The 9,660-nt window shown below is 63.7% G+C and carries 8 protein-coding genes and 1 pseudogene; 8 read left to right on the top strand and 1 reads right to left on the bottom strand.

All coding sequences use genetic code 11. The features are described from left to right. Positions 1 to 356: pseudogene (locus QH283_RS09480) on the bottom strand (hypothetical protein); the annotation flags it as partial. A 191-nt stretch (positions 357 to 547) separates the two neighbouring features. On the opposite strand from QH283_RS09480, the gene QH283_RS09475 reads away from it, so the two are divergent. From QH283_RS09475 to QH283_RS09440, 8 genes are all read left to right on the top strand, one after another. Continuing rightward, a complete protein-coding gene (locus QH283_RS09475; protein WP_280502644.1) occupies positions 548 to 1,774 on the top strand; it encodes a helix-turn-helix domain-containing protein in 1,227 nt (408 codons plus the stop codon). A 691-nt stretch (positions 1,775 to 2,465) separates the two neighbouring features. Beyond that, the gene (locus QH283_RS09470) at positions 2,466 to 3,791 is read left to right on the top strand and encodes an XRE family transcriptional regulator (RefSeq protein ID WP_432420688.1); all 1,326 of its coding nucleotides are present in this window, start codon (positions 2,466 to 2,468) and stop codon (positions 3,789 to 3,791) included. 2 nt (positions 3,792 to 3,793) lie between these two features. After that, positions 3,794 to 4,678, top strand: a complete 885-nt coding sequence (locus tag QH283_RS09465) for an aminoglycoside phosphotransferase family protein (RefSeq protein WP_280502642.1) — start codon at positions 3,794 to 3,796, stop codon at positions 4,676 to 4,678. A 114-nt stretch (positions 4,679 to 4,792) separates the two neighbouring features. Further along, the gene (locus tag QH283_RS09460; protein ID WP_280502641.1) at positions 4,793 to 5,302 is read left to right on the top strand and encodes a hypothetical protein; all 510 of its coding nucleotides are present in this window, start codon (positions 4,793 to 4,795) and stop codon (positions 5,300 to 5,302) included. Between the two features lie 65 nt (positions 5,303 to 5,367). After that, positions 5,368 to 6,771 carry a hypothetical protein gene (locus tag QH283_RS09455; RefSeq protein ID WP_280502640.1) on the top strand — a complete coding sequence of 468 codons (1,404 nt, stop codon included), beginning with the start codon at positions 5,368 to 5,370 and terminating at the stop codon, positions 6,769 to 6,771. Continuing rightward, positions 6,725 to 7,276 carry an LOG family protein gene (locus QH283_RS09450; protein ID WP_280502639.1) on the top strand — a complete coding sequence of 184 codons (552 nt, stop codon included), beginning with the start codon at positions 6,725 to 6,727 and terminating at the stop codon, positions 7,274 to 7,276. Before QH283_RS09455 ends, QH283_RS09450 begins: the two co-directional genes overlap by 47 nt. A gap of 57 nt (positions 7,277 to 7,333) precedes the next feature. Beyond that, complete coding sequence (locus QH283_RS09445) at positions 7,334 to 7,861, top strand: hypothetical protein (protein WP_280502638.1); 528 nt, start codon at positions 7,334 to 7,336, stop codon at positions 7,859 to 7,861. Positions 7,862 to 8,826: 965 nt separating this feature from the next. Continuing rightward, positions 8,827 to 9,660, top strand: an 834-nt coding sequence (locus tag QH283_RS09440) for a type I restriction-modification system subunit M (protein ID WP_280502637.1), incomplete at its 3' end; no start/stop codon positions are given.

Below are 9,660 nucleotides of genomic sequence, written 5' to 3'. Positions count from 1 at the left end.
GGGGGGGGGGGGGCGGCGCCCACCTCCTCGGTGTTGACCGCGACGGGGGGGCTGTGGGGTTGGTCGTGGGGGGGGCGGGGCCCGGGCGGGCACCCGCCTGGCCTGGCCAGAGCAGGGGCGCTGGACCGCACGGCGAACGGTGCGACTCTACGCACCACCGGCACCTCGGGCCGGCCCTGGGGAAGGGACAGGGGCGGCCAGGCACCGGCCATCGCACCCGCCGTCGAGAAGCCGACGGCCGTGCCCGTCGCTGGGCAGGCGCGAAGGCGCTGGAGCTGCGGGCTCCGGCGCGGCTCCTGGCGGATGAGCGAGAGCATGGGATAGAGCAGCGCCAGACCGGCTGCCAGGCCGATCACGACGAAGGATGTACTTGCGAAGTCGGACAATGATTCCCCCTGAATGTCCATGGAGTGGTGACAGTGAGAGGCGCCGCGCGCCGCAACCGGCGAGGGCTGATCAACAGGATCGATCGCGCGAAACAAGCGAACTAACAACTTTCTTGTTAGTTTTGTGAGCAGGCGCCGACCCGATAGGTAGCGTGAGCGCAATGACCCAGTTTTCAGACAGCGGCGTAGGCCAACGAGTCCGCGCGACTCGCAAACTCCGTGGCTGGACACAGGAACGGCTGTCCCAAGAGGTCGCGAAATACTCCGACCAGGTGTCCCTTTCGCTGATCCGTCGCGTCGAGCAGGGGCAGGTACCCGCCTCGGCGGCATTCACGGCCGCATGCGCTCGGGCGTTGAAGGTCAACACCACAGACCTCTACGAAGAGGTGTACCCGCGCACAAGCCCCGACGAGCAGAAGATGCACGCCGGGATTCCCGAGATCCGCCGCGAACTGGCGACCTATCGCCTTCCGCCGGAGGATGTTCCGATGCGTCCGGTCGAGGAACTGACCAAGGACGTGGCCAAGGCCTCCCGCCTGCGGCACGCGGTCAAGCTCGACGACTTGGGCGCTCTGCTCCCGCAACTGCTGCACGATCTGCGGGTCGCCTGGTACTCGACCACCGGCACCCAGCAGGAGCGCATATTCGGCCTGCTGGCCGAGACCTACGCTGCCACCAGCCAGGTTGTCTACAAGCTCGGCTACATCGACCTGAGCAGCCTCGCCGTCGACCGCTACGAATGGGCAGCACTGCGCTCCGGTGACCAGCTCGCCGTTCTCGTGGGCGACTACCAGCGAGCCGGCGAAATGATCTGCGCGGCGGACTATTCCTCGGCCGAGTCCTTCCTCGAAAACAGCCGCAGCACCATCGAATCGGACCTCGGCAAGGGCGATCCCAAAGTGCTGAGCACCTGGGGCAATCTCCATCTCAAATCCGCCTTGGCGGCCGCGCGCGCAGGCAAGGCCGACGCGGTCGACGCACACTTGCGCGAGGCGCAGGAAACCGCTGCTCGCCTCGGCGAGGACCGCGACGACTATCGGCTGTGCTTCGGTCCCACCAACGCCGCGATCTGGAGCGTCGGTCTGTCCGTGGAACTGATGGACGGAGCACGCGCAGTAGAACGGGCGAAAGGTCTGCACCTGCCCGAGTCGACCCCCCGAGAACGCCTCGGCCATCACTACATCGACCTGGCCCGTGGGTTCCAGCTCATCGGCGACAAGGAAGGCGCTTTCAACGCGTTGCAGGTGGCCAAGCGGGTCGCGCCGACGCAGACCCGCTATCACCCGATGGTGCACGAGACGGTCCGGGCGATTGCCCGGCAGGAGGCGCGGGCGACGGACACCCTTCGGGGTTTCGCCGCATGGTGCGGGATCTCGACAATCGCGTAATCGTCTCTGCCCCGACCACCTGAACCCGCGACATGGCGTCTGATCGCTCGGAGCCGCGAGACCTCGCAACAGACCCGCCCGGCCTCGGCCACAAAATCCCGCGATCAGCCTCGCCGCGCTCTTCTCGACCGCCACCAGCGAACCGAACCGCTCCCGCATACTGGCACTGACGGCGTGCGGGTCGGCAGCAAACTTCTCGGTGAAGATCGCGACGCGAAGGCTGTCGGGGATGTCCAGTGGCGTGCCGTGCCCACGAGAGCACACGCCGAACCGGGCCGTAGCAGAGGCGCTGGACTGCGCGGCGAACGGTGCGACTCTACGAACCACCGGCACTTCGGTCTGGCCCTGCGGCAGCGCCAGACCGGCCGCCAGGTCGATCAGGACGACGGCTGTACTTACGAATTCGGCCAATGATTACCCCTCTACATGTCCAGTGGGTGTGGAAGCGAAAGCACCTCGCGCTCGTCGACGATTTGCGACGGACGCATTCGAGTGGCGCGACGGCTAGAGCTTCGCCGAGCACAGCGTCAGGACGTCAGCCCCAGACAGACGCATGGAGACATCGGTTCGCAGTGGCGCGAAATCGGGTGAAGTCGGGGGGTACAACGGATTTCGCTACTGGTTCCGAAGGTCCGACCTAGCATTTTTCTGTCGGTTGACGACAGACAAGGTGGGGATGAGGGGAAGGGGCGTGAGCACGATGGGACGCAGGCAGCGGTTGCCCAACACCAAGCTCGAGCGATTGATACAGGAAGCAAATCTGACCCAGGAACGTCTGGCCCAGTTGGTGAACGCCCGCATCGAGCAGATCACCGGCACCCCCGGCCGCTACACCGACGAGACGATCCGGCGCTATCTGAGCGGAGAACGTACCTGGCCGGACCGCAAGTACCGCAGTGCCTTTCGCTACGTGCTCGGTGTCGAATCCGACTTCGAGCTCGGTTTCTACAACCAGCGTTCGGTGCACGCACTGCTAGGCTCGGCAATCGAGGAGGATCCTATGCGCCGCTCCGAGTTTCTGCGTGCTGCTGTAGGTGTCGCGGCGTCCGTGGCCGTACCTGCCCCTCTGAAAGATCTGGCTACTATCATGGAACCGACCCCTGTTCCCGCACGTATCAGCAGAACCGAGATCGCCCAGGTGCTCGACACCGCCCGACTCTTCAACGGCTGGGACAACACCTACGGTGGTGCATTGGTTCGTGAGGCCGTCGCCGCCCAACTGCGGTACGCCGTCGATCTCCTGTCCGCGGGTGGCTCCGACGAAATCCGCGCCGAGCTGTTCAGCGCAGTAGGGTTTCTCGGCCATACCGCAGCGTGGATGGCATTCGATGCCTTCGCCCACGACGACGCTCGCCGAATGCTGAATCTTGCGCTGCGCTGCGCCGAGCAGGCCCGCGACGCCCACCTACGCGCAGAAGTTCTGTCCCGCATGGCGCGTCAGGCCATATGGTGCGGTGACCCCGACACCGGATTGACGCTCGCCGAGCTGGGCCTGGTGCGGGCTGACCTGCTGACAGCGACCGAACGCGCCAATCTCCACGTCGTGCGCGCTCGCGCACTCGCACAGATGAACCGCGTGGAGGAGGCAGTACGTGCGATCGGTGAGGCCGACGACCACTTCAGCAACCGAGACGTGAGTATCGACCCGGTGTGGATGGCCTATTACGACGATGCTCAGCTCGCCGGCGACACAGGCCACGCCCTCTACGAGCTGGCACTGCGCGGACGGTTCGCAGGGGAAGCTCGCGCGCGCCTCCAGACCGCCGTGGACGGCCACGGCGAGACGTACATCCGATCCCGCGCTTTCGCCGGCCTCAAGCTGGCTTCCCTCGTCATGGCGACCGGTGACCCACACGAAGCCACCACCATCGCCCATTCGGCTGTGGACGACGCCGCCCACGTGCGTTCCCAACGCGCGAACACCTACCTGCGGGAACTCGGACAACTGGCAGCCGCTCACCCCACACTCGACGATGTCGCCAACCTCCGTCACCGACTCGCAGGTGCGGCACGTTGACGATGGAACACCCGACCCGAGCAATCCTCGAGCAGGCATGTACTGCTGTCGGCCTGTCATCGGCAGAAGCCGAGGTCATCAGCCTCGGAGAAAACGCGATCTACCGCCTGCGACCCGCCATCGTCGCCCGCATCTCGCGGCCGGGCCAGCTCGAAGTCGCACGCCGGGAAATCACGGTCTCCCGCTGGCTCGAGTCCACCGGCACCCCGGCGGTAAGGGTCTTCGGCGATGTCGATGATCAGCCCGTACGTGTGGGAGACCGAGCGGTGACGTTCTGGCACGAACTGCCGCCACACGTCAACAGCAGTCCGGCGACGGTCGCACGCGTCCTCCGCACATTGCACAGTCTTGCGCCCCCTCGAACCGGCATACCTGCGCTCGACCCGTTCGCCCGCTTGGACCGCAGAATAGATGCCGCTGCCAGCCTTACCGGCGATGACCGGGACTGGATGCGCGCCCGCCTCGGCACCCTCCGGCACCGATGGTCCGACACTCACATCAGTCGGACCTTGTGCGCGATCCACGGCGACGCACACGACGGCAATATCGTCACCGCCGCCGATGGCGAACCCATCATCATCGATCTCGAACGCTTCAGCATCGGCCCGCCCGAATGGGACCTCACCCAGACCGCCGTGGACTTCAAGACATGCGGGTGGATCAGCCGGCAGCGGTACGCCGAGTTCGTCGACACGTACGGCTACGACGTCACCCAGGCCACCGACTTCGAATTGTTCCGGGATATACGCGAATTCCGCATGACTGCCTGGCTCGCGCAGCAGGCCGCCGAGAAGCCGCAGCTTCGAGAGCAGGCCCGCCACCGTGTCGAATGTTTGCGGGGGCTACATGGTTCGCGGCCATGGACCGGTTGGAAGGCCCAATACTGATCCTCCACCCTGAATAGACTTCCGCGCTGGGAAGTGCTGGAGACCTCCCCACCAACCATTGACAAGGACAAGGTCGGCACAGTAGCGATCGACGACCGCTGAGAAAGGGGAATCGTGGGAACCGACGAGCAACTGAGTCTCGGTTTCGAAGTCGAGCAGACCGCGTGGGGCCGTTGGGTGGATCCTGAACGCCGGACAACACAAGCGCGGAAGTTCATGGAGCACGTTGGCATCGTTCGCATTCCCAAAAAGCCATGGCCCCCAGGGGCCCCCGAGGTGAAAAGAATCGACACACTGGTCACCGAACTGTTTCCAGATATGGAGACAGCCACGAGCCCAGAAAATTCCGATATTGCCGACGCTTTCATATGTTTTGTAGGCGAGTGCTACATCACATTCGCACGGGCGCACTGGTTCGACTTCGCCTGGCAGGGGCGGCAGAACTCTCTCTATGACGACGTCAACCCCGCGCTCCGATGGCTCGCGGATGAGGATGATGAGGAAGTCACGGCGTGGGAGTTGATGGAAGGCGTCACCGAACATGCCGTGTTCGGTGACGGTTTCACCTTACTCGCGGACGAGATGCGCGCAGAATATCAGCGCCTCGAAGGTTCGGAGTTCTGATCTCGACCTCCACAAGCATTCATAACTGAGGCAACTATCTGATCTGTTCCGGGGGGGGATTTGCCATGCCTCGTGACGACTATGACCGGGATCGGTCGTCAACGGAGAACAATGTGCGCGGCCGTATCTGGGAGAACGGTACCGACCGATATTTCCACGATCACGAGCGCGGCTATACGAAGCCCTCACGAGAACGTGAGCTGCCGACCAAGAGCGGCAAGTATCGCCGCTACGACAAACAGCGCGGCACCCTCGAAGATGGCCCTGTTCGAGCCATCGAGGACAAATCGGGAGCGATCGGTGGACGAAAGGACGAGCGCCAGCTACGCCGCGACTACGAATTGATCAAGGATGGGAAGGTCGAGCACCTGCTCTTGCGGTCGGTCGTCGGGGAGCCGATCTCGCCGATGGCTCGGCAGTGGATCGACAAGCTGAGCCGTGATTTTCCCGACAAGTTCACCCATCAGATGGTTCCCAGGGACGAGGCTCGCGAAGTCTGGGCAATCGGAAGGCAACTGGAGCGTGGTCACCAGCTTGAACTTCCGGGGGTCGGCGAACTCGCACGCGAGCAGGTTCGGGAGCGCAAGGACCCGGGGCGTCGACAAGCCTTCTTGAAGGCTCTCGTGGCCAGCACGGAACTCGCGAAACAACGCCACAGGCACCGCGAGCAAGTGCGCGACCAGGTGCGGGAGATAGAAGCTCACGCCAGTACCAATAGTCCTCTCGATCCAAACCCTCTGGAGAAGAAGCATGAGCGACTGAGCGAGAGGCTGGAAACCATCAGAGAGGCCGAGCGCAGACATGAGCACAACCTGCTGAAGGCTCTCGGCTTGCGGCTGAGCGAAGACCAGATGCGCGCGGTCGAACAATTGCGGGAAGAAGATCGGGAAAAGAACAGGAAGGACGTGGTCGCTGGTCTCGGCGTGATCGGCCATGAGGTCGAACGAAGACACTGGCGTCAGATCACCGATCAGCACAATGCGCGGGTACGTCAACTAGGCATCGAGCACCTGCGATCCGTGGAGAGACACTACAGCGGCCGAAGCAACTACGAGCGGGAAACAGCCATCGAGCAGGCACAGAGGCAGGTCACGCGACTACTGCTCACCCCGGAGAAGACTGCGGGGCTGGACCTGGAACGGTTTCGCGCCGTGCACGAAGGCCAGGAGACCGGATACGACCCTATGAGCAAGGCGTTCCTGTATCAAAGGCCGAGCAGGCTCCCTATCCAGGTCGAGAATGACGCTCCGGAGCGGCGGATAGCACGGATGTTGCAGGATGTCGACAGAGGCCTGTCGGTCGACCAGGTACTTACGCGACAGGCATTGGGGGATGGCGCAGCTGAACCAGCCTCGGAGGCTACGCGCCGGGGTCATCTCCACGCGCTGCCGACGAGCCGAGAAAGGAGTCGGGAGCCGGAGCGTGAGCGAGAACGGGGAGTCGACCGCGGACCGGAACACCGACGATGATCAGGAGAATAACGTGCTCCCAGTGCAAGTTGCCGTGTGTGGCCCGCGCCTGTGCACCACCGAAGACGCGCGACGCGCAGAGGAAATAGGACGGCTCCTTGCGCAAGCTGGCGCAACAGTCCTTTGCGGCGGCGGCACCGGAGTCATGGCCGCCGTTGCCGAGGGCGCTTCCGGCGCAGGCGGGATCGTCATCGGCGTCCGCCCCGACACCGACCGCAACTCGATCTGTCCAGGATTGACAGCGGTGCTGTTCACCAACATGGGCGAGGCCAGAAATTCCATCATCATCGAATCCGCCGATGCCGTCATAGTCGTCGGCGGCTCCTGGGGGACTCTCTCGGAACTGGCGCTGGCGAATCGCCGGGGCAATGTTCCGGTGATCTCCATCGGCGGATGGCGGATACTCGACAACGACGGTCACGAAGTCGTCGGTTCAGTTCATACCAATTCTCCAGACGAGGCAGTGACCACGGCTCTCGCCATGGCGAGCGGGGCAGGCCACTGACTGCCGTCGATCCGCGCGCCACTGTCGGTGGAGATCGCGACGAGGGGAAAGAAGCGCATGGGCAATGACGAGCAGTTGGTCATGGATCTCGGTGTGCCGGTGGAGCGGACCGCATGGGGCAAGTGGGTCGACCCCGAACGCCACCGGTCCCAGATGCAGACGTTCATGGAGTACGCGGGTTTACAGCGACTTCCACCGGAACCCTGGCCGGAGGATTCGGAGGAAGTGCGGCGACTGAATTCGATCGTCGCAGGCCTGTTCCCGGAATTGAACACGGCCATGTCTCCCGAGAGGGCCGATATCTCCGATGCTTTCATCTGCTTCGTGGGCGCGTGCTTCATAGAGTTCGCGGGTGCCGAGTGGGTCGACTACGAGTGGTTCGGTGGTCAGAACTCCTTCTACGACCACGTGAACCCCGCCCTGCGATTCGATACCCCTGACGAGGACGAGTTCACCATCTGGGGGCTGATGGACGACATGATCGACTACAACCGGGAAGACCATGAGGGAATGTTCAGTTACATCGCGGCTGCCCTGCGCGAATACGCGACATATCACGAAGAGGCGCATCGACCTTCGATGTAGCGCCGCTTCGGGGCGGTACATCGTCAGCAGATGAGTTGTCTACCGGTCTATTGCTCGGACAGCGGCCGGTCACCGCCACATATGTCCGGGGCACTGCGGCCGCATTGATCACCAGCTGGTCGGATTCCAGAGATTCGACGGCCCGGCGGCCTTATAGATGTAGTACTGTCCCGCGTCCCACTCGATTGCGACGTAGGAAGGCCTGTCACCGTGACACATGCGGACCGGCTTCCAAGAAATCGGGATGGTCCTGATGTCGGTACATCTGTCCGACCCCAGCGAAGAAACGGGAGAGCCCCGACTGATGATGTAGAGCTCCCCCTTCACATGGACAGCATGGGGAGCAGAGACCATCCAGGTGAAACCCCGGTACTGCCAGCAGGTGAACAGAATCCATCCGAGCGCTGCGACGATGACGCACAGCGCCACCAACCGGAGTGCCGTCGAACGCATGACCACTCGATCTCCCATCAGCTCGGATCATTGGATAGTCAACCTTTGCTGGATGGCGCACCACTCCGGGCGATCCACGGGACGCTCATCCGATCCCGGGTGGACCGAAGACATCAATCTTTCGCTACCAGAGCCGATTTGACTGCTTTCCGGTCAGGATATGAGGCGGCACACTGTCACAGTGGCAGGGTGGTCGGCCGCCCACGGGAGGAGCCTACCCGAAGCCACCGACCCCGGCGAGTCGCCGACGGAGCCGACTCGAGCGCCCCTCAACGTCAGGGGCGGAAGACGGTAATGAAAACATAGTCAACTTCATAGAAGCGGGTTGACATCGGCTAAAGCATCCGCAAGGCTGATGGGCGCTGGTTGGATGTCACCAGGTCGCCTGCTCGTCGGTCGATCGGACGCTGGCCGAAGCACCCGATGTCGGGTGTTATCGCTATGGTCGCCGCGACGGCGGAGACAACCGGCGTGCGATCCGACGCGATGAGCAGTCCGCGGAAAGGTAGGAAGTGGATACCGAGACTCACACACAGCTCGCCAACCACGCATGGTCGGTGGCCGATCTGCTACGAGGCGACTACAAGCAGTCCGACTACGGCAAGGTGATCCTGCCGTTCACGGTGCTGCGGCGGCTGGAGTGCGTGCTCGAACCGACCCGCGAGAAGGTCTGCGAGGTGGTCGCGCAGTACGCCGGGGCCGACTTGGACTTGGACCCCTTCCTGCGCCGCGCCTCGGGCACCGCCTTCTACAACGTCACCGACCTCACCTTGAAGAAGGTCCTGGGCGACCCGGCCTACGTGGCGAAGAACCTGATCGAGTACATCGGCGGGTTCTCCGAGAACGCCGCCGAGGTGCTGGAGAAGTACGAGTTCGCCCAGCAGGTGCGCAAGCTCGACGGGGCGGGGCTGCTGTATCAGGTGGTGGGCAAGTTCGCCGATCTGGATCTGCATCCGGACCGGGTGTCCAACCACAACATGGGCTACGTGTTCGAAGAGCTGATCCGGCGCTTCGCCGAGCAGTCGAACGAGACCGCGGGCGAGCATTTCACGCCGCGTGAGGTCATCGAACTCATGGTCAACCTGCTCATCGCGCCCGATGCCGAACTGCTGCGCTCGGCGGGAGCTACCCGCCGCATCCTCGACCCCGCCTGCGGCACCGGCGGCATGCTCAGCGCGGCAGAGGAGCACATCAAGCAGTTGAGCCCCGACGTCCGGGTGGAGGTGTTCGGACAGGAACTCAACCCCGAGTCGTGGGGCATCTGGCGCGCGGGCCGCATGGTGAAGGGGCAGGGCGCCCGCCCCCACGCCGTCGGGAACACGGTAAGCCAGGGCGGGCGCAAAGAC

Source organism: Nocardia farcinica, assembly GCF_029867845.1.
In the GTDB taxonomy this organism is placed as follows: domain Bacteria; phylum Actinomycetota; class Actinomycetes; order Mycobacteriales; family Mycobacteriaceae; genus Nocardia; species Nocardia farcinica_A.
This window is presented reverse-complemented; position numbering and strand designations above follow the sequence as displayed.